The organism is Rhodococcus sp. FG69 (assembly GCF_057808915.1).
In genome coordinates this window covers 77,640-101,799 of the sequence record NZ_JBMDIX010000008.1, presented here as the reverse complement: position 1 = coordinate 101,799, position 24,160 = coordinate 77,640, and the positions used below count along the sequence as shown (strand labels likewise).

The following is a 24,160-nucleotide window of genomic DNA, read 5'->3' as shown; positions in this document are numbered from 1 at the left end:
GAGATGCGTGCCTCAGTCGACCCATAGCTCGAAATTCACCGGCCCAACACAGTGCGAGCGATGGCGATACGAGCTGCGGACGGCAGTGTCGGAAACATCCTGGTCATGGCGAGGGCAGTACCCGTCGCGTCGGATCGGCCGGACAGATACGACCTCTGCAGTGTCACCGGCAGATCGAAGAAGCTCGCGAAGAAGTGCGGAACCAGCTCGGGATCGAGGCCGAGCGCGGTACGAAGCCCCAGATTCCGCAGACGCTGAACGGTCCATACGGACAGTGTGCCGACTCGTTTTCCGTGTCGTAGCGCGTCGACGACACTGTCGGCCGCAGCCAGGGACGCAGCGACGCTGTATCCAGTTGCAGGATGCATCATCGATGATCGTGCGCCGAACCGCACCGAGCCTCGATCCGAGTGCGAGCGCGGTGGCGGTTGAACCGGAAAGCGGACCCGCTCGACCGGCTCGGTGCCGGACAGCGTCAGTCCTCGACTCGCCAATCTCGTGTGCAGTCTGCGCCGCAGTTCCCGGTAGTCCAGCGGGGGCCTGCCGACCAGGCATGTTTCTTCGAGCAGCAGGTGGTGTGCGTCGAGCGCGACGGCGTACAGGAAGCTCGGCACCGCCGAGGTCGCGGCGCCGTTGTCGTAGCGCCAGTCCATGAACCACGCACCCGAGCCCTCCAGGAGCGGCTCGGCCTGGTCACGGTCGACCACGACGCCGTATGCCGTCTGTTCCGCCAGCCCGGTCAGGCCCATCGAACCCCGAGCATCGACGACGGTGCGGCCCGTCAGTTCCCGACCGTCGGTGAGGCGGACCGAGGTCGACGTCACCGACGCGGCAGTGCCCGCCAACACGCGGACTTTCTCGGTCTCGAGAGATTTCTGCAGCGCAGCCGTATCGAGCACGCAGTACGTCCGGTCGATCGGTTGCAGCTTTGTCGTGAACGCTGCGGGCATGTCGGTGATGGAACCGACCGCCGATGTCGGCAACCACTCCGGCAGTTCGTCGGCCCAGGCAGAGTAGGTCGGCGTCCATTGCCGATCCGGATGGGTATCGACGGCGATGACGTCCATGTCCGCGACCGACGCCCGGCTGCTCAGTGCTCGGCCTGCTGGTCCGAGCCCTACGACGACGAGGTCGGCGGACAGTGAACGGTTCACAGTCCGCCGGTTGCCAACAGGCCGCCGTCGACTCTGATCGTTTCGCCGGTGATCCAGGACGATTCGTCGGACACCAGGAACCCGACCAGGCTCGCGACGTCCTCGGGAGTTCCGAGACGCTTCATCGGATAGACGGCAGCGGCGTTGTCCTCGCCTGCCGCGACGAGTGCTTCGGCGAACTTGGTCTTGACGACGCCTGGCGCGACCGCGTTGACCCGGATCGACGGGCCGAGTTGCCAGGCAAGTTCCTCGGTCAACCGGATCAGTGCGGCCTTGGACGCTCCGTACGCGGCGATGACCCCGGTCGAACGCAACCCGGCGACGCTCGCCAGGTTGACGACTGCGCCTCCATGCTCACCCATCCATCCGCGATAGGCCTCCTGCACGAACCCGAGCGTCGCTACGACGTTCGTGTCGAAGATCTTCTTGACACCTTCGAGATCGGCTTCCATGAGCGATCCGTACACCGGATTGATGCCGGTGTTGTTGATGAGTATGTCGAGTGAGCCCAACTGCTCCACCGTCCGGTCGACGGCATCACGACGAGAATCGGAGTCACCTGCGTTGCCCGGCAGGTCCAAGACCTGCGCCCCGGCAGGCGCGCCCGCGAGTAGATCACGAGCGGCTTCCGCGAGGGGTTCCGGCTTGCGCGCCGTGATGGCCACCTTCGCGCCTCGGCTCAGCAGTTCGGCGGCAATTGCCTTGCCGATTCCGCGACTGGCTCCTGTGATCAGTGCAACTCGGCCTGTCAAATCCCTGTTGGGTGCAGTGTTCTCAGCGGTCATGCGCGAGACGTTACCGGTGTCACGGCTGTTCGTGTCCGGAGCACACCGTTGGAGGGGCTAAAATGAGTGGTTGCTCGGGTACCTGAACGATCGTCTTCCTTTTCTGGCAGCCAGCCAGTCGGGTTTTCGGCCCCGACTCGTCTGCACATCATCCGCAATCGCTAGGAGCCCCCGCGTGATCACCGCCACCGACTTGGAAGTTCGTGCCGGTGTCCGCACGTTGCTCATGGCACCAGGACCTGCGCTTCGCGTGCAGGCCGGCGATCGCATAGGGCTCGTCGGGCGCAACGGCGCAGGCAAGACGACGACCCTGCGCATCCTGGCAGGCGAGGGCGAGCCGTACGCGGGTTCGGTCGTCCGAACGGGAGATCTGGGCTACCTGCCTCAGGATCCGAAGGAAGGCGACCTCGACGTACTCGCCAAGGATCGTGTGTTGTCGGCCCGTGGTCTCGACACGTTGCTCCATCAGATGGAGAAGCAGCAGGCGCTGATGGCCGAGGTCGCCGACGAGAGTCGGCTCGATCGTGCGGTGCGCAAGTACGGCGACTTGGAGGAGCGTTTCGCTTCCCTCGGCGGCTACGAGGCCGAAAGTGAAGCGGCGCGAATCTGCAACAGTCTCGGACTCGCCGATCGCATTCTCGCCCAGCCTCTGCGGACGCTGTCCGGCGGGCAGCGACGACGCGTCGAACTCGCCCGTATCCTTTTCGCTGCGTCCGACGGCAGCGGTGGACGCAGCGACACCACCTTGCTCCTCGACGAGCCCACCAACCACCTCGACGCGGACTCGATCACCTGGCTACGCGGATTTCTGCAGAGTCACGAAGGTGGCTTGATCGTCATCAGTCACGATGTCGAACTGCTCGGCGACGTGGTCAACCGGGTCTGGTTCCTCGACGCCGTTCGCGGCGAAGCCGACATCTACAACATGAATTGGAAGAAGTACCTCGACGCACGCGCAACGGACGAGCAGCGCCGACGCCGCGAACGCGCGAATGCGGAGAAGAAGGCCGGCGCATTGCGCGTTCAGGCCGCCAAGATGGGCGCCAAGGCAACCAAAGCTGTTGCGGCGCAGAACATGGCCAAGCGTGCGGACAAGCTGATGGCCAATCTCGATGCCGAACGAGTGTCCGACAAGGTCGCCCACATTCGCTTCCCTGATCCCGCGCCGTGCGGCAAGACGCCCCTCATGGCCAAGAACCTCACCAAGATGTACGGCTCGCTCGAGATTTTCGCCGGCGTCGACCTCGCGATCGACAGGGGCAGTCGAGTAGTGGTCCTCGGACTCAACGGTGCCGGTAAGACGACGCTGTTGCGGATCTTGGCAGGAACCGAGAAGGCCGACACCGGTGAGATCGAACCGGGCCACGGAATGCGTGTCGGATACTTCGCGCAGGAGCACGACACGCTCGACGACAACGCGTCCGTGTGGGAGAACATCCGTCACGCAGCGCCCGATACCGGCGAGCAGGAGCTGCGATCGTTGCTCGGTGCGTTCATGTTCACCGGACCTCAACTCGAGCAGCCGGCGGGAACGTTGTCCGGTGGCGAGAAGACGCGTCTCGCTCTGGCCGGACTGGTGTCCTCGGCTGCGAACGTACTGCTGCTCGATGAGCCGACCAACAACTTGGACCCGATTTCACGTGAACAGGTCCTCGACGCTCTTCGTAGCTACAAGGGCGCGGTCGTTCTCGTCACCCACGATCCAGGTGCGGCCGAGGCACTCTCGCCCGAGCGCGTGATTCTCCTTCCGGACGGCACCGAGGACCACTGGTCGCAGGAGTATCTGGAGCTTATCCAGTTGGCGTGATCGCGGCCTGATATTCGGCTGTTCGCCCGTGGTGGGTGTCTGTGTCATCTACCCTTCAGTGGTAGGGGGATTTCGTGAGCGAAGAGCCACCTGCTCGGCTCCAGCGTCGCTGACTGGAGGAACCTATGGCCCGGTCGAATGCACCGTCGTACGTGAAAGGCGCTCGTATCACGGGTGATTCACGCGACCGATTGCAATCCACACTGAAGGAACTCTACGAGGCCGGAGCCAGCATCAGATCCTTGGCAGACCGCACCGGCCGGTCGTACGGATTCGTTCACAAGGTGCTCGCCGAGTCCGGCACCGTCCTGCGATCGCGGGGCGGACCGAACCGCAAGAAGGCGGGCGCACAGCCCTAGCTCGTCGGGTCCGGCTTCCGAACGGATTCCTCGACTAGGTCGAGCACCGCGGACAGATTCGGTCCGCCCTGCCCTGACGCGATACGCGCGACCAGCCCGTCGAGTATCAAGTCGAGATAGTCGACCATCACCTCCTGCGCGACGTCGTCGCGCAATCGACCAGCTGTCTTCTGACGTTCCAGTCGTGCAGCCGTTGCATCGGTGAGCTCGGCCGACTGCTCGGCCCAACTTCTTCTGAAGTCGAGGTCGGTGCGGAGTCGCCGGGCAATCTCGAGTCTGGTACCGAGCCACTCGAATCGGTCCGGTTCCTCGAGCATGTCCCTCATCACCTGGACGAGACCTTGAGTCGATGCCACCTCCGCCATCCGACGCGCATCCTCCTGCGCGAGCGCGAGAAACAACCCGTCCTTGTCCTTGAAGTGGTGGAAGATCGCACCGCGGGACAACCCGGTAGCTTGTTCGAGACGCCGAACCGTTGCGCCTTCGTATCCGTATTCGCCGAAGCACTTGCGCGCGCCGTCGAGGATCTCGCTCCGCCTCGCGGCCAATTGGTCTTCACTGACCTTCGGCACTGTGTGTTGTCCCCACTCTCGCTGAGATGTCCCTCGAATGACGATGGACCCGGAAGAGGCATGCTTTCCGGGTCCATCGTCTTCCGAGAAGGATCAGTACATCGAACTGGTAGAGCCGATCATCAGCCCCTGATCATGTTGCGGAGCACGTACTGCAGGATGCCGCCGTTGCGGTAGTAGTCCGCCTCACCGGGTGTATCGATACGGACGACCGCGTCGAACTCGACCTTGCTGCCGTCGGTCTTGGTAGCCGTCACAGCCATCGTCTTCGGCGTGATGCCGTCGTTCAGCTTTTCGATTCCGACGATGTCGAAGGTCTCGGTTCCGTCGAGCTTCAGCGACGCAGCGCTCTCGCCGACAGGGAACTGCAGCGGAACGACGCCCATACCGATCAGGTTGGAGCGGTGAATACGCTCGAACGACTCGGTGATGACGGCCTTGACTCCGAGGAGCGAGGTGCCCTTCGCTGCCCAGTCACGAGAAGAACCCGAACCGTATTCCTTACCGCCCAGGACGACGAGCGGGATGCCGGCTGCCTGGTAGTTCTGCGACGCGTCGTAGATGAACGACTGCGGTCCACCGTCTTGCGTGAAGTCGCGAGTGTAGCCACCCGACACGTCGTCGAGGAGCTGGTTCTTCAGACGGATGTTCGCGAAGGTTCCGCGAATCATGACCTCGTGGTTTCCGCGGCGCGATCCGAGCGAGTTGTAGTCCTTGCGTTCCACACCGTGCGAATCCAGGTACTGCGCTGCGGGAGTGCCTGCCTTGATCGGGCCTGCGGGGCTGATGTGGTCGGTGGTGACCGAATCGCCGAGCAGCGCGAGGACACGGGCGCCCTTGATGTCCTTGACTGGAGCCGGATCCATCGTCATGCCGTCGAAGTACGGAGGCTTCCGCACGTAGGTGGACTTCGGATCCCATTCGAAGGTGTCGCCCTCGGGGGTGGAGAGGTTCTGCCAACGGCTGTCGCCGGCGAAGATCGTCTCGTAGGACTTGGTGAACATGTCCCGGCTGATCGACGACTTGATCGTGTCTTCGATCTCCTGCGACGACGGCCAGATGTCCTTCAGGAACACCGGGTTGCCCTCGTGGTCGTTGCCCAGAGCGTCGGTCTCGAAGTCGAAGTCCATCGTGCCCGCGAGACCGTAGGCGATGACCAGCGGAGGCGATGCCAGGTAGTTCATCTTGACGTCGGGGGAGATGCGGCCTTCGAAGTTGCGGTTGCCCGACAGCACTGCGGTGACCGACAGGTCGTTGTCGTTGATCGCCTTCGAGATCGGCTCGAGCAGCGGACCGGTGTTGCCGATACACGTCGTGCAGCCATAGCCGCCGAGGTAGTAGCCGAGCTTCTCGAGGTACGGCCACAGGCCGGCCTTCTCGTAGTAGTCCGTGACGACCTGCGAGCCGGGCGCCATGTTGGTCTTGACCCAGGGCTTGGTCGAGAGGCCCTTCTCGACGGCGTTGCGGGCGAGCAGGGCTGCGCCGAGCATGACCGACGGGTTCGAGGTATTGGTGCACGACGTGATGCCGGCGACGACGACAGCGCCGTGATCGAGAACGAACTCGCCGCTCTCGTCGGTGGTGACCTTGACCGGCTTGCTCGGGCGCCCCTCGGCACCGTTGGCTGCGGTCTGAACGTTGATTGCGCCGTCGTCCGCGAAGGACAGCGTGGCAGGGTCGGAGGCCGGGAAGGATTCCTCCACAGCCTCGTCGAGCTGCGAGTGCTCGGTCGGGTAGTTCTCCTCCACGTAGTTGTGGATGTCCTTGCGGAAGGCAACCTTGGACTCGGACAACAGGATTCGATCCTGCGGACGCTTCGGCCCTGCGATGGACGGAACGACCGTGTTGAGATCGAGCTCGATGTACTCGGAGTACACGGCTTCTTTCTCGGGGTCGTGCCACATGCCCTGTTCCTTGGCGTACGCCTCGACGAGCGCGAGCTGCTCGTCGCTGCGGCCGGTCAGGCGCAGGTAGTTGATGGTCTCTTCGTCGATCGGGAAAATCGCTGCCGTGGAACCGAATTCGGGGCTCATGTTGCCGAGCGTGGCGCGGTTGGCCAGCGGCACCTCGGCGACGCCCTTGCCGTAGAACTCGACGAACTTGCCGACGACACCGTGCTTGCGCAACATCTCGGTGGCGGTCAGAACGACGTCGGTTGCCGTGACGCCCGGCTGGATCTCACCGGACAGCTTGAAGCCGACTACGCGGGGGATGAGCATGGAGACGGGCTGGCCGAGCATTGCTGCCTCGGCCTCGATGCCGCCGACGCCCCAGCCGAGGACACCGAGTCCGTTGACCATCGTGGTGTGCGAGTCGGTTCCGACGCAGGTGTCGGGGTATGCCTGGCCCTTGCGGGTCATGACGGTCGGCGCGAGGTACTCGATGTTGACCTGGTGGACGATGCCCATGCCGGGAGGGACGACCTTGAAGTCGTCGAATGCGCCTTGGCCCCAACGTAGGAACTGGTACCGCTCGCCGTTGCGTTGGTACTCGAGGTCGACGTTGCGCTCGAGTGCATCGGCGCGACCGAATACGTCGAGGATCACCGAGTGGTCGATGACCATGTCTGCGGGGGAGAGTGGATTGACCTTGTTCGGATCGCCGCCGAGAGTGGTGACGGCCTCACGCATCGTGGCAAGGTCGACCACGCAGGGCACACCGGTGAAGTCCTGCATGATGACACGTGCAGGCGTGAACTGGATTTCGATGCTCGGATCGGCCGAGGGGTCCCACGACGCGATCGAACGAATGTGGTCGGCGGTGATGTTGGCACCGTCTTCGGTGCGAAGGAGGTTCTCCGCGAGGACCTTCAATGCGTAGGGCAACTTCTCGGCGCCAGGCAAGGCCGACAGGCGGAAGATCTCGTACGAGTTCTCTCCGACTTCGAGGGTGCCCTTTGCACCGAATGAATCATTACTGGCGGTCACTTCAGCTCCACTCGTCTTGAGGCACACCGCCGACAGGGCTGTGTCGACGGATGAAGCGAGACTCACTTCGCGCGGCTGTCGCCGCGGGTGAACATCTCGTGGTCGAGTCTAACAGTACGCTTGTCCTGTTGAAAACGAAGGGCAGCCTACATTGCTGTACTCTGCTTTCGCACTCCCGATTGTCGTGCAGTTCCGACACCTTCGCAATGCAGGGGAGCCTCACTCGCAGACGATCGACCGGACTGGGTGCACGCGGCCGGTGCGGCGAGTGACGTAGGGTTCGTCTCGTCCTTACGACGACGCTCTTCGACTGGAACCTCTGTGATGCCTGAACCGATACTCGCTTTCGTTCCCCTGCTGGCCGATGTGCCACCCGGGATCGACGTCGACGACATCGTGGCCGAAGTAGCGGCAACCGGTGTCAGTGCGCCGGCACCGCTCGAGAGCGACTTGCAGTCGGCCGTCGCCCGCGCCGAAGAACATGGGATCGACCTGTCCATCATCGTGGTGGATCGGGATCCGCGGCACGACTCGCAGTTGCGCGACCTCGCTACCGCGGTCGGAGCCGAGGACGGTGGCACGGTGCTGGTGCTCAGTCCCGGCCAGGTGGGGTCCTTCAGTGACAGTGTCAGCCGCGTGACCTTGGAGGCGGGACAGGATCGGACGTACACCGGGAACCCTGTCGTGGCGGCGGACAACTTCGTCGACACCCTGGTCGGTCCCCAGACTCCGTGGACGCTGATCACCACGGTGGTGATTCTGGTCGTCGCTGGGTGCGGTGCTGCCACCACCTTCGCCAAGATGCGTCGTCGCGCACGTGCAGCAGAGTCGCGTCCAGTCGACGAGACTAGGACCACGTTGCCAGGCTGACGACCCGCCCGAACGATCTGCCCCCGACGTTTCGTTGCCGGGGGCATTTTCCTGTCCGGCCGAAAAAAGTCGAAAAAACTGTTTCCGGCAAATGCCGAGATCAGCGCGTTTTCGCAGGTCGAATTACAAATGTGTCGTTTGGGACTGGAGTTTCCTTAGTGTGCAAAGTGTCGTACGGTGCCATTGGCACTGCTGGGGAAGGAGTGTCGCAGAGGGCACAGGTCTATCCGGGGCGACCCGAGAGGCCAGTGCTGCGGGTGTGGCTGACGTGGCACACCCGTCGTGTTGCTGCGCGCTTTCTCCCTGCCCGGCGAATGCGACGGTGACACCCGGATCGAGGTGTCGACGATCCGCTCGTCCGGCGTCGAGGCTTCCTCACGGAAGCATCGCGAGCGCCGGGACCGAGGGAGACATTTGTGAGGCGACGGACATTCCGCGGCGCACGCCGCAGCGCGTTCTCGAACACAGTTCGTGCACTGATAGGTGCAGGTGTCGTCGTCGCACTGATGGGTGCGGTGTCCGGCACTGCCGCGGCAGTGCCCCCGCCCCCTCCCAATCCGTCGGACTCCGAGATAGCGGCGGCGGGTTCGCGCGTGGACGAGCAGCTCGGTGCGGTAGGTCAGCTGATCAACGAGGTGGCGGCGGCAAACCAGCAGCTCGCTCAACTAGACGCCGAAGTGGCCATCCGGCGCGAGGAGGTCAACAAGGCGCTGGTCGACCTCCAGAACGCGCGTGATGCCGCAGATATCGCAGCTCAGTTCGTCGTGACCGCCCAGCAAGCCCTCGCCGACGCCGGTACGCAGATCCACGCTGCTCAGCAGAAGTTCAACGAGTTCGCAGTATCCAGCTACACCCAAGGAACTGGCGTCGCGTCGGTGTCTTCGTTCCTCGGGGCGAGCGGGCCCGAGGATGTGCTCGACCGAGCGCAGGTGCTGAAGGTCTTGTCGAACAACCAGAACGCTGTACTCGACGGACTTCAGCGAGCTCGTACCGAGCAGGCCAACAAGGATTCCGCTGCGCGTGAATCCAAGCAGCAGGCCGATGCCGCTGCAGCGGAAGCCGACGCGCAAAAGGTTGCTGCAGAGCAGGCCATCGCCACTGCCCGTGCCGCTCTGCAGGCGCAGGCAGACCAAAAGGCCGTGATCGAATCGCAGCGGGATGCTGCGCAGAGTCAGTTGGATGTGGCGCGGACGGACGTTGCCGGTCTCCAAGGACAACGTGTCGCCTACTCCGCATGGGAGCAGCAGAAGGCCGCCGAGGACGCCGCCATAGCGGCAGCCGCCTCAGCAGCACGCGACGCTGCCGTGCAGGCGGCGGCGCGGGTGGCAGCGAATCAGGCTGCCGCGGCAGCGGCTGCCGCGGCTGCCGCTGGGCAGCGATCGCACACCGATATCGATGGAACCGAGTCCGACTCCGACACGAGCACCACGACCCCGACGACGCCGAAGAGGCCGCGCAGTACCACCCAGACCCCGTCCGTCACCGGAAGTGCTGCTGTCGAACTGGCCATCGACCGCGGAATGTCGCAGCTCGGCGTGCCCTACTCGTGGGGCGGCGGTGACGAGAACGGTCCCACCAAGGGAATTCGAGACGGCGGAGTGGCCGACAGTTACGGCGACTACAACAAGGTCGGCTTCGACTGCTCGGGCCTGATGATCTACGCGTTCGCCGGACTCGGTATCTCGTTGCCGCACTACACCGGCTATCAGTACACAGCAGGCAAGCAGGTGCCGTCATCCGATATGAAGCGTGGGGACATGCTGTTCTACGGACCGAACGCCAGCCAGCATGTCGCGCTGTACCTGGGCGACGGCAAGATGCTGGAAGCGCCCCAATCCGGCAGTGTCGTCAAGGTCTCGCCTGTGCGGTACGACGGGATGACACCGTACGCGGTTCGGATGGTTTCCTGACCCTCTTGGCTACCGGCGTTGGCTCGCGTGCCCTCGGCCAACGGACGGTACGGCTAAGCTCGCGAGCGAACGCCGGTAGCCTGGGGTGGGACTGTCGGCGCGTGTAGTTCATTGCCTGGAATCTAGGGCAGCGGACCTGCAAGGACGTGCCCCCCAACATGTCGAGTGAAAGCGGTGGATTCTTGGTGGCATCACGTGACGGCAGTGTGTCGAACAGCAGTGTCTCGAATAGCAGTGTCTCGAACAGCAGCGCGTCGAACAGCAGCGCGTCGAACAGCAGCGCGTCGGAAAGCGCTGCGGCCAAAGTCGGCAGCGCACCCGCGGGCGTGAGCGGGCTTGCGCAGGACGTTCAGATTTTGGAGAAGGCCGTCTACGAAGTGAAGCGCGTGATCGTCGGTCAGGACCGACTGGTCGAACGCATCCTCGTCGGTTTGCTGGCTCGCGGGCACGTTCTACTCGAAGGTGTTCCCGGTGTCGCCAAGACGCTGGCAGTCGAGACGTTCGCGAAAGTCGTCGGCGGGTCGTTCTCGCGCGTCCAGTTCACTCCCGACCTCGTGCCGACCGACCTCATCGGAACTCGGATCTATCGCCAAGGTCGTGAAGAGTTCGACACCGAACTCGGTCCGGTCGTCGCCAACTTCGTCCTGGCAGACGAGATCAACCGCGCTCCTGCCAAAGTGCAGTCCGCGTTGCTGGAAGTCATGGCCGAGCGGCACGTGACCATCGGCGGCAAGACTTTCCAGATGCCCGATCCATTCCTCGTGATGGCCACTCAGAACCCGATCGAGAACGAAGGCGTCTACCCCCTTCCGGAGGCCCAACGAGACCGGTTCCTCTTCAAGATCGTGGTCGACTATCCCTCGGTGGAGGAAGAACGCGAGATCGTTTATCGCATGGGAACCGCGGTTCCGACGCCGAAGCAGATTCTCGACCCCGAAGAACTCGTCCGTCTGCAGACGGTGGCGAGCACAGTATTCGTACACCACGCACTCGTCGACTACGTCGTGCGCGTCATCGCAGCCACGCGAACACCGGAGCAGCTGGGTCTCGATGATGTCGCGAGCTGGATCGCCTACGGTGCGTCACCCCGTGCGACGCTCGGAATCATCGCGGCATCGCGAGCATTGGCGCTGCTTCGCGGACGTGACTACGTGGTCCCGCAGGATGTGCTCGAAGTGATTCCGGACGTCCTTCGCCACCGACTCGTGCTGTCGTACGACGCGCTTGCCGACGAGGTCACTCCCGAACACGTCATCACGAAAATTCTCCAGACCGTCGGGCTTCCGCAGGTTGCACCGCAAGCAGTGGGGGGCTCCCCGCAGCATCCGCTTCCTCCGCAGGGGCAACCGAACTACCAGGGCCAGCCGAACTACCAGGGCCAGCCGAACTACCAGGCCCAGCCGAACCAACAAGCGCAGCCGAACCAACAAGCCCAACCGCACAACCAGGCGCAGTTCCCTTACCCGAACCAGCCTGCCGCTCCCGGCCAACAGCCTGGCCCAGGGCAGTTTTCCGGCAACGGAACATATCAGGGTCACAACGGTCCAGCGGCTCCATCGCTCGACAAGTCGGCCGTCAACGAGTCGACCGTCAATGAGTCGACTGCAGGTAGCCAGAAGCAGTGAGCGGGGCACTGGCCGATGGTTCGGCAGGCCGTCACGATCCGAGGCCGCCGTCGTTCCGAAGCGGTGAGCTGCGCGATCCGTCCCTCGGGGCGGCCCTGCGGACGCTGGAACTGACGGTTCGTCGGCGCCTGGACGGTGTGCTGCACGGCGATCATCTCGGACTGATACCGGGGCCGGGATCGGAGCCGGGCGATGCTCGGGAGTACCAACCTGGCGACGACGTTCGGCAAATGGATTGGTCCGTCACGGCACGGACGACGCACCCACACGTTCGGCAGTCCGTCGCGGATCGAGAACTCGAGACCTGGATGGTGCTCGATCTGTCCGCAAGTCTCGATTTCGGGACCACCGGATGCGAGAAGCGCGACCTTGCTGTTGCAGCGGCCGCGGCGATCACACATTTGACCAGTGGAGGCGGAAATCGCATCGGTGCAGTCGTGGCCACCGGTGCCAACACGACACGTATACCCGCCCGCGGAGGGCAGGTCCACAGGCAGGCGATGCTGCGCACGATCGCCACGACGCCGAGCGCTGCCGACGGGGTGCGGGGCGATCTTCGAGGTGCCATCGAGTCGCTGCGACGACCTCAACGTCGCCGCGGCATGGCGGTGATCATCAGCGACTTTCTCGGGCCCATCGACTGGGAACGTTCGCTGCGCGCGATCGCTGCGCGCCACGATGTCCTCGCCGTCGAAGTCGTCGACCCCCGCGACCTCGAGCTTCCCGACATAGGAGATGTGGTGCTGCACGACCCCGAATCCGGGCGCACCCGCGAATTCAGTACGACGCCACAGCTGCGCGCCGACTTCGCCGAGGCGGCGAATGCGCATCGAGAGGATGTCGAGCGGGTGTTGCGTCGCTGCGGCGCCCCCCGGATGACGCTTCGAACCGACGGTGACTGGATCGCGGACGTTGTGAGGTTCGTGTCCTCGCGTCGACACACCCTCGGCGCGAGCGCGGTCAACACGGCACGGGCGGGTCGCCGGTGAGCCTGTCGGACTTCGCCTCTCCCTGGTGGCTGCTCTTCCTGCTGGTCGTCATTGCCCTTGTCGTCGGTTACGTGGTGGTGCAGCGTCGTCGGCAGAAGCACACACTGCTTTTTTCGAACATGGAGTTGCTCGAAACAGTCGCGCCGACGCGTCCCGGATATTGGCGTCACGTACCGACAGCGCTGGTCCTGGTCGGTTTGATGTTCCTGACGGTTGCGCTGGCCGGTCCGACGTCGGATCAGCGGGTCCCGCGCAACCGCGCGACGGTCATGCTCGTCATCGACGTGTCGCTCTCCATGGAGGCAACCGACGTCGAGCCGTCGCGCCTGGCCGCTGCGCAAGAGGCCGGGAAGTCGTTCGCCGACGGCCTGACTCCGGGTATCAACCTGGGCCTTGTCGCGTTCGCCGGCACCGCCTCGGTATTGGTGTCGCCGACCGCCAATCGTGAGGCGACCAAGGCTGCGATCGACAAGCTGCAACTGAGCGAACGAACAGCGACCGGGGAGGCAATCTTCACTTCCCTGCAGTCCATAGACACACTCGGTGCTGTGTTGGGTGGAGGCGACGCGGCTCCTCCTGCACGGATCGTTCTGCTGTCCGATGGGAAGCAGACCGTTCCCGAGAACCCCGACGATCCGCGAGGGGGATACACCGCCGCACGGGCGGCAGCGGAGAAGGACGTCCCGATCTCGACGATCTCGTTCGGCACCAGCTACGGCACCGTCGACATCGAAACCGAATCGGGGTCCGAGCGCGTTCCAGTGCCGGTCGACGACCCCTCTCTTCGGGAGATCGCCACCCTGTCCGGCGGAAGCTTTTTCACTGCATCGTCACTCGAAGAGCTTCGGGACGTATACGACACGCTCGAAGAACAGATCGGCTTCGAAATCACCCGCGGCGACGCGAGCAGGCCATGGTTGATTCTCGGAGTTCTCTTCACCGCAGCAGGATTGGGCACAGCCTTGGTACTCCGTCAAAGATTGCCCTGATTCGCTGTCACTACTCACCAGTAGGTTTCACTTTGTCATCGCAGAACGAACAGATAGGTTGCAGGCATGTCCAAACCCGACTTCATCGCCCGATCGGTACTCGTCACCGGAGGTAACCGAGGCATCGGTCTGTCCATCGCCCAGCGTCTTGCCGCTGACGGCCACAAGGTGGCCGTCACCCATCGTGGTTCAGGAGTGCCGGACGGGTTGTTCGGGGTTGTCTGCGACGTGACCGACTCGGACTCCGTGGACAAGGCTTTCAAAGAGGTAGAAGAGAAGCAGGGCCCCGTCGAGGTGCTGGTGTCGAATGCAGGAATCACTGACGACACACTCATCATGCGAATGAGCGAGGATCAGTTCTCCAAGGTCATCGATGCAAACTTGACCGGTGCGTTCCGCGTCGCCAAGCGAGCGAGTCGCTCGATGCTGCGCGCCCGCTACGGTCGCTTCATCTTCCTTGGCTCCGCAGTCGGTCTCATGGGAACCCCAGGCCAAGCGAACTACGCTGCCTCCAAGGCGGGCGTCATCGGGCTTGCGCGATCGCTGACTCGTGAACTCGGTTCACGGTCCATCACCGCGAACGTTGTGGCCCCCGGCTTCATCGACACAGAGATGACTCAGGCGCTCGACGAGAAGTACCAGGAGTTGGCCATCAGTGCGATCCCTCTTTCTCGCAAAGGCAAGACCGAGGAAGTAGCGGGTGTCGTCAGTTGGCTGGCGTCCGAGGACGCGTCGTATGTTTCTGGCGCTGTAATTCCGGTCGACGGCGGGCTCGGCATGGGCCACTGATTCACCTCAAGGATTTCTCGTTTCGATTCGATCGTTAAGGAAGACACATGGGCGGACTGCTCGAAGGTAAGACAATTCTCGTGACCGGCATCATCACCGATGCCTCGATCGCATTCCACGCGGCGGCGATGGCCCAGAACCAGGGTGCGAAGGTCATCATCACCGGGTTCGATCGGCTGCGGCTGATCGACCGGATCGCGCAGCGCCTGCCGCAGCCGGTTCCCCCGGCGATCGAGCTGGACGCCACCAACGAGGAGCACCTCGCTGCGCTTGCCGACCGTGTGCGTGAACTTGCGCCCGAGGGTGTGGACGGAGTGCTGCACTCCATAGCTTTCGCGCCGCGCACGTTGATGGGGCCGGGTGCAAAGCCGTTCCTCGAGGGCCCCGGCCCTGACGCTGCACGTGCGTTCGAAATTTCGGCGTGGAGTTACGCGTCGCTCGCCCGCGCTGTTCTTCCCGTCATGAACGAGGGCGGATCGATCGTCGGCATGGACTTCGATCCTCGTACTGCGATGCCGTACTACAACTGGATGGGTGTCGCCAAGGCCGCCCTGGAGTCGGTCAACCGCTACGTCGCCCGCGAGGTCGGTGAAGCAAAGCGCATTCGGTCGAATCTTGTTGCCGCTGGACCGATCCGGACGCTCGCAGCAAAAGCCATTGCAGGTACCGCGACCGGCGACGCACAGAAGATGCAGCAGCTCAACGAGTACTGGGACGGCGCCTCGCCGATCGGCTGGAACTACGACGACCCGACCGTGGTGGCCAAGTCGATCGTTGCGCTGCTGTCCGATTGGCTGCCCGGCACCACAGGATCGATCATCTACGTAGACGGCGGTGCGAGTCACAACACGTACCTGCCCGACAACATGTAGTTCTCGCGCTCGGCGCACCACATCGGCCCGGATGGACGGCAGTTCTCGTCCATCCGGGCCGATGTGCGTGAAGGTCTCTCGAGGGCCGAGCGCACAATGGAAGCATGACGACGTCCACTGATTTCGACGCTCTACTGGTTCTCTCGTTCGGTGGCCCCGAAGAACCCGCACACGTCAGGCCGTTTCTCGAGAACGTTACGCGCGGACGCGGTGTGCCGCCCGAACGACTGGATGCAGTCGTGGAGCACTACATGCATTTCGGGGGAGTCTCGCCGATCAATGCACTCAACCGCGACATCATCGCGGCAGTCGAGGCCGAATTGGCCACTGCCGGAATCGACCTCCCGGTGTACTTCGGCAACCGAAATTGGCACCCCATGGTCGAGGACACCGTCGCCGAGATGCGCGCGAACGGTGTCGAACGTGCTCTCGTGTTTCCCACCTCTGCGTGGGGCGGATACTCGGGGTGCCGCCAGTACCACGAGGATCTCGCTCGCGCCCGAGAGTCAGTGGGTTCGGGCGCACCCGATCTGGTGAAGATTCGCCAGTACTACGACCACCCGCTGATGGTTGCCGCATTCGCCGACGCCATCACTGCGGCGCTCGACCAACTTCCCGCCGAACGGAGGGCAGGGGCTCGGCTGGTGTTCACTGCTCATTCGATCCCCGATGCCGCCGACGCGAACGCCGGCCCACCCGCCGACGGCGGTCACCTCTACAGCCGCCAGGTTGCCGACGCATCCGCACTAGCTGCTGCTGCGGCGGGGATCGACGAGTACGACGTAGTGTGGCAGTCGCGGTCCGGACCTCCGCAGGTGCCGTGGCTCGAGCCGGACATCTGCGATCACCTCGATGCGTTGGCGGACAAAGGAGTCGATGCGGTTGTCGTGTGCCCGATCGGCTTCGTGTCCGACCATCTCGAAGTCGTATGGGATCTCGATACCGAGGCCGAGGAGAAGGCCAAGGAACGTCGCATGGCGTTCGCGCGCGCCTCGACGCCTGGTACCGACGAACGGTTCGCGAAAATGGTGGTCGAATTGATACGCGAGCACGTCGAAGGTGCCGCCGCGCGCGGTATCGGTTCGGTGCCGAGCTACGGCGAGACGCTCAATGGCCAGCGGTGTGCACTCGGGTGCTGCGAACAACCGGTCCGGCCGACCCGAAACTAGGTGCGGGGCACACTCGAGGCGATCCCGGCGGCGACCGCACTCAGCCGCGCCGACCGAACTGACGCCCACAGTGGCCTGATCAGCTCCTCACGAGCCATGGCAGCCGCCGCAGTGGGAGCCTCGGTCGGCGCGCATGTCCGTGCTACGGACAGAATCGCGGAGACACGATCGGCCGACTCGAGGACTCGCATCGCTCGTTCGGGAATGTCTGCCGGGTAACGATGGCGCATCAGCTCCGACAATTCGTTCGCGATGCGAGTTCGAGGGTCGCCCTCGTTGCTTCTCGTGGGCAGTGTTCGGGTGGGCAGTGACTGCATCGATCCGAGTGCGTCCGCGGCGCCACGAACGGCATCACGCATCGCGAATTCGGCCTCACCGAGCGAGAAGTCGTGTACGTAGTGGCCGAGCACGTCGACGGCGAACACCGTCCAGCGCATGACGTCGGGACCCTCGACGGTGGGTACGAAGGCCAGACCTTCGGTTCCGGCGAGACCGACGACGACGGCTTGTCCGGCGGTGAGAGCAGCTCGTGTGAATCCGGTTCCGGGAGGGAGATTCTCGACAGCCCCCGGCCCGGGTAGAAGAAGCTCGATGACGGCGTCGGAGCTCGGGTTCGGGATCTGCGCGCGGATGGCCGTCAACACCGACGCGACGCCGTCTGCTCGTGGGCTCGGCCAGGCCAGACCGGTGCGCTGTGCAGTCGTTTCGTCGGCTGCAACGACGAGGTGCATCGGGGCCCAGTCGGCCATGGCGTCGATGACGTCGTCGGGCGCACTGACGCCCGCCAGCCACGAACTGGTCCACAGGGCGAGGCTTGCGCTTGGAGAACTCACGACTCACGAGTTTAGGTCGGCGTGGCGCGGTGTGCTCGGTCGCGGGGGTCGCTAAAGTCGTCGCCCGTGGCGGATATGTACGGCGGAGACATCCTTTCTGGGCACAGCCGAATGCGGAAGGTGCCCGCACCTCGGGTTCCCGCGGAGCGTGGCCTTGTCGTCGAGGATGCGGGTAGCGGTTTCTGCGGTGCGGTCGTCGGGTTCGAAAGGACGTACGACGGTGACTTCGTCCGGCTGGAGGATTCGGCCCGAACCACCCGGCTCTTCGCGCTTCGAGAAGCTGCGTTTCTCATCGATGGCAAGCGCGTCACACTCGAACGTGCTGTGACAGCTCCTAAGCCGACGGGTGCCACCCGATCTGCGTCCGGCTCGACAAAGGTCGACGGATTGCGGGCTCGTACCGCCCGCGCCAGTCGGATCTGGGTGGAGGGCGTCCACGACGCGGCGCTGGTGGAACGTGTCTGGGGCCACGACCTGCGTGTGGAAGGTGTCGTCGTCGAACATCTGGAAGGTCTCGACAATCTGGGTGGCCGTCTCGCGGAATTCGCACCGGGGCCGAATCGCCGCGTAGGTGTTCTCGTCGACCACCTGGTGACGGGCTCGAAGGAATCCAAGCTCACGACATCCCTCGGCCCACACGTTCTGGTGACGGGTCATCCATACATCGATGTATGGGAAGCGGTGCGGCCGGGGGCGGTCGGTATCGACGCATGGCCGAAGATCCCCCGAGGACAGGACTGGAAGACGGGCATCTGTCGTGAGCTCGGTTGGGGTACCCCGAAGGAGGGTTGGCGGCACGTGTATTCGTCGGTCTCGAGCTTCCGGGATCTGGAGGCACCATTGATCGGGGCAGTCGAACAGCTGGTCGATTTCGTGACGGAGTGACATCCACCGTCCAGTGTCCGATTTCTGGTTAGATGGACATTGTGGCGGCGATCATCTGGCTCATTGCAGGAATTGCACTCGCGGCAGCCGAAGCGCTGACGGGAGATTTCTTCTTGCTCATGCTCGCCGGTGGTGCTCTGGCAACAGCCGGTATCTCCGCCGTCACGGATTTCCCGGTGTGGGCGGACGCCATCGTGTTCGGACTCGTGTCTTTGGTACTGGTTCTGGGCGTACGGCCGATTCTGTTGCGGCGCTTCGCCGCTCCGCCTGCGCTCGCTACCAATACTGCTGCATTGACTGGCAAGAGTGCTGTTGTGCTGGAACAGGTTGCAGCACACGAAGGTCAGGTCAAGCTCGGCGGCGAGGTGTGGACTGCACGTCCCCTCGACGAATCCGAGGTATATGCGCCGGGAACCACCGTGACCGTGATGGAAATAGACGGAGCTACAGCCGTCGTGTGGAGGGGACCGTAGTTTCATGGCAGCACTGATCGTTCTCGGCGTGATCGTTCTTCTCGTAGTCGTCCTCGTGGCCAAGTCCGTGTCTATAGTCCCGCAGGCCGAGGCCGCAGTGATCGAGCGACTTGGTCGCTATGTCCGGACCGTGTCCGGGCAGCTCACGTTTCTCGTTCCGTTCGTGGACCGAATCAGGGCCAAGGTCGACCTCCGCGAGCGGGTCGTGTCCTTCCCCCCGCAGCCAGTTATCACCAAGGACAACTTGACGGTCTCGATCGATACCGTCGTGTATTTCCAGGTGACCAATCCCCAGTCTGCGGTGTACGAGATCAACAACTACATCGTGGGCGTCGAGCAGCTGACCACCACCACTCTTCGTAACGTGGTCGGCGGTATGACCCTCGAAGAGACACTGACATCTCGCGACTCGATCAACGGGCAGCTACGGGTCGTCCTCGATGAAGCGACGGGTCGATGGGGTCTGCGCGTTGCTCGGGTCGAGTTGAAGAGCATCGACCCACCGCCGTCGATCCAGGAGTCGATGGAGAAGCAGATGAAGGCCGACCGCGAGAAGCGGGCCACCATTCTGACTGCCGAGGGCCATCGTGAGTCCGCGATCAAGACTGCCGAGGGCGACAAGCAGAGCCGCATTCTCGCAGCCGAGGGTGGCAAGCAGGCTGCCATCCTGACGGCCGAGGGCGAGCGCCAGTCGCGCATCCTTCGTGCCGAGGGCGACCGAGCAGCAAAATACCTTCAGGCCCAGGGCCAGGCCAAGGCCATCGAAAAAGTGTTCGCGGCGATCAAGAACGGTAAGCCGACGCCGGAACTGCTTGCCTACCAGTACATGCAGACACTTCCGCAGATGGCACAGGGCGACGCCAACAAGGTCTGGATGATTCCGAGTGACTTCGGCGATGCCCTGAAGGGGTTTGCCAAGACACTGGGTGCACCGGGCGAGGACGGTGTCTTCCGTTTCGAGCCGAGCGCGAATACAAGCGACGATTCGGTACCTGTCGACGATTCCGAAGAGATCGCCGAATGGTTCGAAACCAAGACCGATCCAGCTGTGGCCGAGGCAGTCGCGGCTGCCGAGGCAGTTGCCCGGACTCCGGTCGACACCTCGCTTGCTCCTGACCCCAGTCTGACGAAGGGGTCCGATCTAGGGGAGCTGTCTGCACCTGCCGCTGCACCGGCCTTCGAGGCGGAGCCGGAGCGGTAGGCGTACTCAGCTCACCAGGGCATATCCGACACCGCAGACGGCCGCTGCCCACACAACGCTGGTGAACGTGCCGATGATGAATTGTTCGGAAGCAGACGTGGCGGCAGGGTGAGTAGGCGCGGAGTGCGTTTCGGCGGCGCGTAGTTCCGGGTAGCGCGCCAGGCCCTTGACGGCCAACACGATTGCAATGCCCTCGGGCCATCCAGCGAGGATCGACGCTGCGACGGCGGTCCGCTCCAGTACGCCGATCGTTCGACCGCCGTGGAGGGGCCCGGCCTGGCCGTCGGGTTCGGCCGTTCCGTCGCGGCGGGCGAGACGAAAGACCGCCGTTACGATCGCGGACCCGCCTGCCGCGGCTGCGACGACGGTCACGACGTAGGTCGTCGCCAAGGCGACGCCCTGCACACGGTCGGCTTGCAGTCCCGTGACGGCGGCGAGACCCAGCAACGTCGCCGAGGCGAGTGCGGTGGTCCAGGATGGGAGCGGTGGCCGGGACGGCACCACCGACAAAGCCGCGGCGAGCGCAAGCAGTACGAGTGTGGCTACTGGCATGGGTTCCCCGATTTCTGTGTGTCGACACCGATGTCGGTGAGCAAGTTGGTGGCCAGTCGTCGTCCGTCGGCCTCGATGCTCCACCTCGCTACCGACAGTCTTTGAGACATGGCTTGCTTGCTGATCCCCAGACGTTCGGCTGCGTGTGTCTGGGTAAGCCCGGCAGCCATCAAGTCTGCCGCCTCATGTCCCTGTTCCGTGCGGTCGGTGATGAGGAGCGCAACGAGTGCAAGCGCGGTCTCGGCGTCGCGGCATCGACTCGCACGATCTGCGTCGGCCGTGTTGATTGCGACGCCGCCGGGTGCGTTCTTGGCGCGGGTGACCGCCTCGCGTGCCGCTTCGAATGCCGCGCCGCGTCCTGCTCGGGTGGTTTTCGGTAAAGGTTCTTCGACCGCTCCGATTCCGATCCCCACACTCCAAGTTCCTAGTCGAACCAGTGTCAGTGCGATGTCGATCACAGTGCGGGCGCCCGTGGCCGAACCTTCGATCACAGCTTGAACCTCGTCGCCTGCGGTTCGGTCGAACGGCCGCAGGAGTGGAACGTCGCGCATCGAGTCGAGCAGCGCTTCCACGCGATCGACATCACGTCGACTTCGCCGCTGGTCGATGGTCATCACGAACATCCGACAAGGCTATGGGGTTGACAAGGGGATGTCAACTCTTATGGCTTGACTTCCCCAGGTCAAGCTTCGAGGGCTGACCAGATCGTTCGCGGCGCGTGATCGAGAGCCGCCAGTCGATCGCGAGTCCGATAACACCCAGGGCTATGCACGAACCGGACAGCGCAAGCATCAACGGATCCGCGTTTCCGCCCAGGGCATCACCGAGGACGACGATGCCCACGGTTCCTGGTACGACGCCGACCGCCGTCGCAACGGCGAACGGTGCGAGACGAATCGACGACACTCCACAGCAGTAGTTCACGACCGAGAACGGGACGGGGGCAATCAGCCGCAATGACCCCACTGCCAGCCATCCTCGCCTTGCGAGGCTGTCGTCGATCATCCGAGCGGCGGGGTGGGTCATTCTGGTCGCGAACCATTCTCTTCCGACGACACGGACCATCACCAGCGCCAAAACCGCACTGACGGTCGAGGCGCCGACGGTCACAGCGAGACCGGTGACCGGACCGAACAGCACGCCTGCGGCCAGGGTGAACAGTGTGCGGGGAATCGGTGCCACGGTCGCAATTGCGTGGACTGCGAAGAACGCGAGCGGAAACGCCGGACCGATCGAAACGGACCACTCGCGCATTTGCTCGATCGAGGGATGCGGGGCGAGAATTCCCGCCAGTGCGAGGGCCAGGATGAGTACGACGAGGCCGATCAGCCGTGGATCTCGAAAGCGCCTCATCACATCCACCGACACTACCGGCGTGCACCGAAGTGGTGAACGCCACGAAACCACCTCCCGTGCAAACGTGAGGTGATCCTCACGATAGTGTCGGAGCAATCGCGGTTAACATCACAGAAGTCGCAATTTGTCGATCGACCGAAAGTCGATTGAGTCGAGGGAGCATTCACCGTGTCCGTTGCTTCACAAGAAGATGCTTCACAAGAGGACGCCTCACGAAGCGCGTATGCAGCGTGGCAGAAGGCGGTCGCCGCGGTTCTCGCGAAGTCGCGGAGAGTCGACATCGAGGATCTCCCGAGTGATCCGGAGCATTTGCTCGACACCACTACGTACGACGGGGTCACCATCCACCCCCTCTACGGCACATTGGACGAACAGCCCGAGGCTCCACTGCCCGGCGCGTTTCCGTACGTTCGCGGCCGCGATGCGACACGTGACGTGAACGCCGGTTGGAAGGTCAGTGCGCGATTCGGTGCCGGACAGTCCGATCCCGAGGCCGTCAATCGGTCGATCCTCGACGGTTTGAACAACGGCGTCAGTGCTCTCTGGCTCTGCATCGGCGAATCCGACCTTTCCGTCGGGGGAATTCAGCGTGCACTGAGCGAGGTTCTGTTCGACCTCGTACCGATCGTCGTCGATGCCGGGGCGGAGACGGTCGATGCTGCCGCTGCCCTCCTGGCAGCGCTCGATACCGCCGATGACGTCGACCGCTCCGCGATCGACATCCGACTCGGTGCGGCAACGCTGACGTCGAAGTTCTCCGGTCGAGGGGCGCCCTCGCTCGATGCCGTCGTCGCACTTGCGCGTCAGTCGATCGAGCGACCCGAACGGGTGCGTGCGATCACCGTCGACGGCACGGTCTTCCACAATGCGGGTGCGAGTGACACACAGGAAATAGGCGCAGCCGTTGCCGCAGGGTTGGAATACCTCCGCGCGTTGACGTCGGCCGGATCGACGGCCGCTCAGGCCCTGAGTCAGCTCGAATTTCGGTTCGCTGCAACCGATGATCAGTTTCAGACGATCGCCAAGTTCCGCGCGGCGCGCATGGTGTGGGCGCGGGTGGCTCAGGTGGTCGGAGCGCCGACCTTCGGAGGTGCGCCGCAGCACGCGGTCACGTCGGAAGCGATGATGGCGCAACGTGATCCATGGGTGAACATGCTTCGCACCACTCTCGCGGCATTCGGTGCGGGCATCGGTGGAGCCGACGCAGTCACCGTCCTTCCGTTCGACGCGGCTCTCGACGGGGGAGCCTCGGGTGTGTCGAAGACGTTCTCGGCGCGAATCGCTCGGAACACACAGCTGCTGTTGCTCGAAGAATCGCATCTGGGTCGCGTGCTCGATCCCGGCGCCGGCTCATGGTACGTCGAGCAGCTCACGGACGAATTGGCCGAGACGGCTTGGAAGTTCATCCAGGAGATCGAGGCCGACGGTGGATACCTGGCCGCATTGGACTCGGGGTCGCTCGCTGCTTCGATCGCAGCGGTCAAGACGGCACGCGATTCGGACATCGCGCACCGGCGCACACCTCTCACCGGCGTGAACGAATTCCCGAATCTCGCCGAGGCGCCCCTGCCTGCCAGTTCGAAGAGCTCCGTCGTGCACCGATACGGCGCAGCATTCGAGGCGCTGCGGGACCGGTCCGATGCATACCTCGGCGAGCACGACGTCAGGCCATTGGTGCTCCTTGCACCGATCGGCTCGGTAGCAGAGCACAACATCCGAACGACCTTTGCGGCCAATCTTCTTGCGTCGGGCGGAATTCATACCGAGAACCCAGGTCCGCTGACCACCGAGACCATTGCGGGTGCCGTCACATCCTCGGGCGCGCGAATCGCCGTCCTGTGTGGAACCGACAAGCGGTATGCGGCCGAAGCAGGGGCCGCAGTTGTTGCGCTACGCCGAGCCGGAATCGAGCGAGTCCTTCTCGCCGGGTCCGACAAGGTCTTCGTCGATATCGCAGGTCCCGAGCGGCCCGACGATTTCCTGACCGCCCAGGTCGACGCCGTCGCCGTCCTGACCGATCTTCTCGAATCCCTTGGAGCCTGA

The 24,160-nt window shown here is 63.8% G+C and carries 22 protein-coding genes; 14 read left to right on the top strand and 8 right to left on the bottom strand.

The window, feature by feature from the left end; all coding sequences use genetic code 11:
* Positions 1 to 35 precede the first annotated feature (35 nt).
* Together ACODSO_RS08695 and ACODSO_RS08690 are read right to left on the bottom strand one after the other, a co-directional pair.
* Entirely contained in the window at positions 36 to 1,154 is a 1,119-nt protein-coding gene (locus ACODSO_RS08695; protein WP_489036466.1) for a lycopene cyclase family protein, read from the bottom strand.
* Complete coding sequence (locus tag ACODSO_RS08690) at positions 1,151 to 1,939, bottom strand: SDR family oxidoreductase (protein WP_489036464.1); 789 nt, start codon at positions 1,937 to 1,939, stop codon at positions 1,151 to 1,153. Before ACODSO_RS08690 ends, ACODSO_RS08695 begins: the two co-directional genes overlap by 4 nt.
* Positions 1,940 to 2,114: 175 nt before the next feature.
* Here ACODSO_RS08690 and ACODSO_RS08685 point away from each other — a divergent pair, with 175 nt between their 5' ends.
* Positions 2,115 to 3,746, top strand: a complete 1,632-nt coding sequence (locus ACODSO_RS08685) for an ABC-F family ATP-binding cassette domain-containing protein (RefSeq protein WP_068368395.1) — start codon at positions 2,115 to 2,117, stop codon at positions 3,744 to 3,746.
* Between the two features lie 125 nt (positions 3,747 to 3,871).
* Positions 3,872 to 4,105, top strand: coding sequence for a helix-turn-helix domain-containing protein (locus ACODSO_RS08680; protein ID WP_489036462.1), 234 nt, complete (start codon positions 3,872 to 3,874; stop codon positions 4,103 to 4,105).
* On the opposite strand, the gene ACODSO_RS08675 is transcribed toward ACODSO_RS08680, so the two are convergent.
* Positions 4,102 to 4,677 (bottom strand): TetR/AcrR family transcriptional regulator, encoded by a 576-nt coding sequence (locus tag ACODSO_RS08675; protein ID WP_489036461.1) that lies wholly within the window; start codon positions 4,675 to 4,677, stop codon positions 4,102 to 4,104. The two genes, ACODSO_RS08680 and ACODSO_RS08675, sit on opposite strands and share 4 nt — an antisense overlap.
* Positions 4,678 to 4,799: 122 nt before the next feature.
* Positions 4,800 to 7,604, bottom strand: coding sequence for an aconitate hydratase AcnA (gene acnA, locus ACODSO_RS08670; protein ID WP_489036459.1), 2,805 nt, complete (start codon positions 7,602 to 7,604; stop codon positions 4,800 to 4,802).
* Between the two features lie 324 nt (positions 7,605 to 7,928).
* Here acnA and ACODSO_RS08665 point away from each other — a divergent pair, with 324 nt between their 5' ends.
* From ACODSO_RS08665 to ACODSO_RS08630, 8 genes are all read left to right on the top strand, one after another.
* The gene (locus tag ACODSO_RS08665) at positions 7,929 to 8,474 is read left to right on the top strand and encodes an Rv1476 family membrane protein (RefSeq protein ID WP_489036458.1); all 546 of its coding nucleotides are present in this window, start codon (positions 7,929 to 7,931) and stop codon (positions 8,472 to 8,474) included.
* Positions 8,475 to 8,890: 416 nt separating this feature from the next.
* Positions 8,891 to 10,384: an NlpC/P60 family protein gene (locus ACODSO_RS08660; RefSeq protein ID WP_489036457.1), complete on the top strand. Its 1,494-nt coding sequence runs from the start codon at positions 8,891 to 8,893 to the stop codon at positions 10,382 to 10,384.
* A gap of 158 nt (positions 10,385 to 10,542) precedes the next feature.
* Positions 10,543 to 12,009 (top strand): AAA family ATPase, encoded by a 1,467-nt coding sequence (locus ACODSO_RS08655; RefSeq protein ID WP_489036456.1) that lies wholly within the window; start codon positions 10,543 to 10,545, stop codon positions 12,007 to 12,009.
* The gene (locus tag ACODSO_RS08650; protein WP_489036454.1) at positions 12,006 to 12,998 is read left to right on the top strand and encodes a DUF58 domain-containing protein; all 993 of its coding nucleotides are present in this window, start codon (positions 12,006 to 12,008) and stop codon (positions 12,996 to 12,998) included. The genes ACODSO_RS08655 and ACODSO_RS08650 overlap by 4 nt, the downstream gene beginning before the upstream one ends.
* Positions 12,995 to 13,987 carry a VWA domain-containing protein gene (locus ACODSO_RS08645; protein WP_068368694.1) on the top strand — a complete coding sequence of 331 codons (993 nt, stop codon included), beginning with the start codon at positions 12,995 to 12,997 and terminating at the stop codon, positions 13,985 to 13,987. The genes ACODSO_RS08650 and ACODSO_RS08645 overlap by 4 nt, the downstream gene beginning before the upstream one ends.
* Before the next feature lie 66 nt (positions 13,988 to 14,053).
* Positions 14,054 to 14,776 (top strand): 3-oxoacyl-ACP reductase FabG1, encoded by a 723-nt coding sequence (fabG1, locus tag ACODSO_RS08640; protein ID WP_489036453.1) that lies wholly within the window; start codon positions 14,054 to 14,056, stop codon positions 14,774 to 14,776.
* 47 nt (positions 14,777 to 14,823) lie between these two features.
* Positions 14,824 to 15,648: an NADH-dependent enoyl-ACP reductase InhA gene (gene inhA / locus ACODSO_RS08635; protein WP_068368688.1), complete on the top strand. Its 825-nt coding sequence runs from the start codon at positions 14,824 to 14,826 to the stop codon at positions 15,646 to 15,648.
* Between the two features lie 104 nt (positions 15,649 to 15,752).
* Entirely contained in the window at positions 15,753 to 16,817 is a 1,065-nt protein-coding gene (locus ACODSO_RS08630) for a ferrochelatase (RefSeq protein ID WP_489036450.1), read from the top strand.
* Here the strand turns inward: ACODSO_RS08630 and ACODSO_RS08625 are convergent.
* The gene (locus ACODSO_RS08625; protein WP_489036448.1) at positions 16,814 to 17,650 is read right to left on the bottom strand and encodes a hypothetical protein; all 837 of its coding nucleotides are present in this window, start codon (positions 17,648 to 17,650) and stop codon (positions 16,814 to 16,816) included. The genes ACODSO_RS08630 and ACODSO_RS08625 overlap by 4 nt on opposite strands.
* A 75-nt stretch (positions 17,651 to 17,725) precedes the next feature.
* Between ACODSO_RS08625 and ACODSO_RS08620 the strand changes: the two genes are divergently transcribed.
* From ACODSO_RS08620 to ACODSO_RS08610, 3 genes are read left to right on the top strand one after another with little or no spacing between them, the layout of a single operon-like run.
* Complete coding sequence (locus ACODSO_RS08620; RefSeq protein ID WP_489036545.1) at positions 17,726 to 18,535, top strand: DUF3097 domain-containing protein; 810 nt, start codon at positions 17,726 to 17,728, stop codon at positions 18,533 to 18,535.
* Between the two features lie 41 nt (positions 18,536 to 18,576).
* Positions 18,577 to 19,008: an NfeD family protein gene (locus tag ACODSO_RS08615; protein ID WP_489036544.1), complete on the top strand. Its 432-nt coding sequence runs from the start codon at positions 18,577 to 18,579 to the stop codon at positions 19,006 to 19,008.
* 4 nt (positions 19,009 to 19,012) lie between these two features.
* Positions 19,013 to 20,209: an SPFH domain-containing protein gene (locus ACODSO_RS08610; protein WP_489036446.1), complete on the top strand. Its 1,197-nt coding sequence runs from the start codon at positions 19,013 to 19,015 to the stop codon at positions 20,207 to 20,209.
* A 6-nt stretch (positions 20,210 to 20,215) separates the two neighbouring features.
* On the opposite strand, the gene ACODSO_RS08605 is transcribed toward ACODSO_RS08610, so the two are convergent.
* The 3 genes from ACODSO_RS08605 to ACODSO_RS08595 are packed head-to-tail and all read right to left on the bottom strand — an operon-like array spanning position 20,216 to position 22,114.
* Positions 20,216 to 20,761, bottom strand: a complete 546-nt coding sequence (locus ACODSO_RS08605; RefSeq protein WP_489036445.1) for a hypothetical protein — start codon at positions 20,759 to 20,761, stop codon at positions 20,216 to 20,218.
* A complete protein-coding gene (locus tag ACODSO_RS08600; RefSeq protein WP_489036443.1) occupies positions 20,752 to 21,384 on the bottom strand; it encodes a hypothetical protein in 633 nt (210 codons plus the stop codon). Before ACODSO_RS08600 ends, ACODSO_RS08605 begins: the two co-directional genes overlap by 10 nt.
* Before the next feature lie 31 nt (positions 21,385 to 21,415).
* Complete coding sequence (locus tag ACODSO_RS08595) at positions 21,416 to 22,114, bottom strand: TVP38/TMEM64 family protein (protein ID WP_489036441.1); 699 nt, start codon at positions 22,112 to 22,114, stop codon at positions 21,416 to 21,418.
* A 171-nt stretch (positions 22,115 to 22,285) separates the two neighbouring features.
* Here ACODSO_RS08595 and ACODSO_RS08590 point away from each other — a divergent pair, with 171 nt between their 5' ends.
* Positions 22,286 to 24,160, top strand: coding sequence for a methylmalonyl-CoA mutase family protein (locus tag ACODSO_RS08590; RefSeq protein ID WP_489036440.1), 1,875 nt, complete (start codon positions 22,286 to 22,288; stop codon positions 24,158 to 24,160).

Excerpts from the sequence above, each read along its gene's own strand:
- ACODSO_RS08690 (WP_489036464.1), bottom strand. The coding sequence starts at position 1,939 with ATGACCGCTGAGAACACTGCACCCAACAGGGATTTGACAGGCCGAGTT.
- ACODSO_RS08680 (WP_489036462.1), top strand. The coding sequence starts at position 3,872 with ATGGCCCGGTCGAATGCACCGTCGTACGTGAAAGGCGCTCGTATCACG.
- ACODSO_RS08665 (WP_489036458.1), top strand. The coding sequence starts at position 7,929 with ATGCCTGAACCGATACTCGCTTTCGTTCCCCTGCTGGCCGATGTGCCA.
- ACODSO_RS08655 (WP_489036456.1), top strand. The coding sequence starts at position 10,543 with ATGTCGAGTGAAAGCGGTGGATTCTTGGTGGCATCACGTGACGGCAGT.
- fabG1 (WP_489036453.1), top strand. The coding sequence starts at position 14,054 with ATGTCCAAACCCGACTTCATCGCCCGATCGGTACTCGTCACCGGAGGT.
- inhA (WP_068368688.1), top strand. The coding sequence starts at position 14,824 with ATGGGCGGACTGCTCGAAGGTAAGACAATTCTCGTGACCGGCATCATC.
- ACODSO_RS08630 (WP_489036450.1), top strand. The coding sequence starts at position 15,753 with ATGACGACGTCCACTGATTTCGACGCTCTACTGGTTCTCTCGTTCGGT.
- ACODSO_RS08620 (WP_489036545.1), top strand. The coding sequence starts at position 17,726 with ATGTACGGCGGAGACATCCTTTCTGGGCACAGCCGAATGCGGAAGGTG.
- ACODSO_RS08610 (WP_489036446.1), top strand. The coding sequence starts at position 19,013 with ATGGCAGCACTGATCGTTCTCGGCGTGATCGTTCTTCTCGTAGTCGTC.
- ACODSO_RS08605 (WP_489036445.1), bottom strand. The coding sequence starts at position 20,761 with ATGCCAGTAGCCACACTCGTACTGCTTGCGCTCGCCGCGGCTTTGTCG.
- ACODSO_RS08600 (WP_489036443.1), bottom strand. The coding sequence starts at position 21,384 with ATGTTCGTGATGACCATCGACCAGCGGCGAAGTCGACGTGATGTCGAT.
- ACODSO_RS08595 (WP_489036441.1), bottom strand. The coding sequence starts at position 22,114 with ATGAGGCGCTTTCGAGATCCACGGCTGATCGGCCTCGTCGTACTCATC.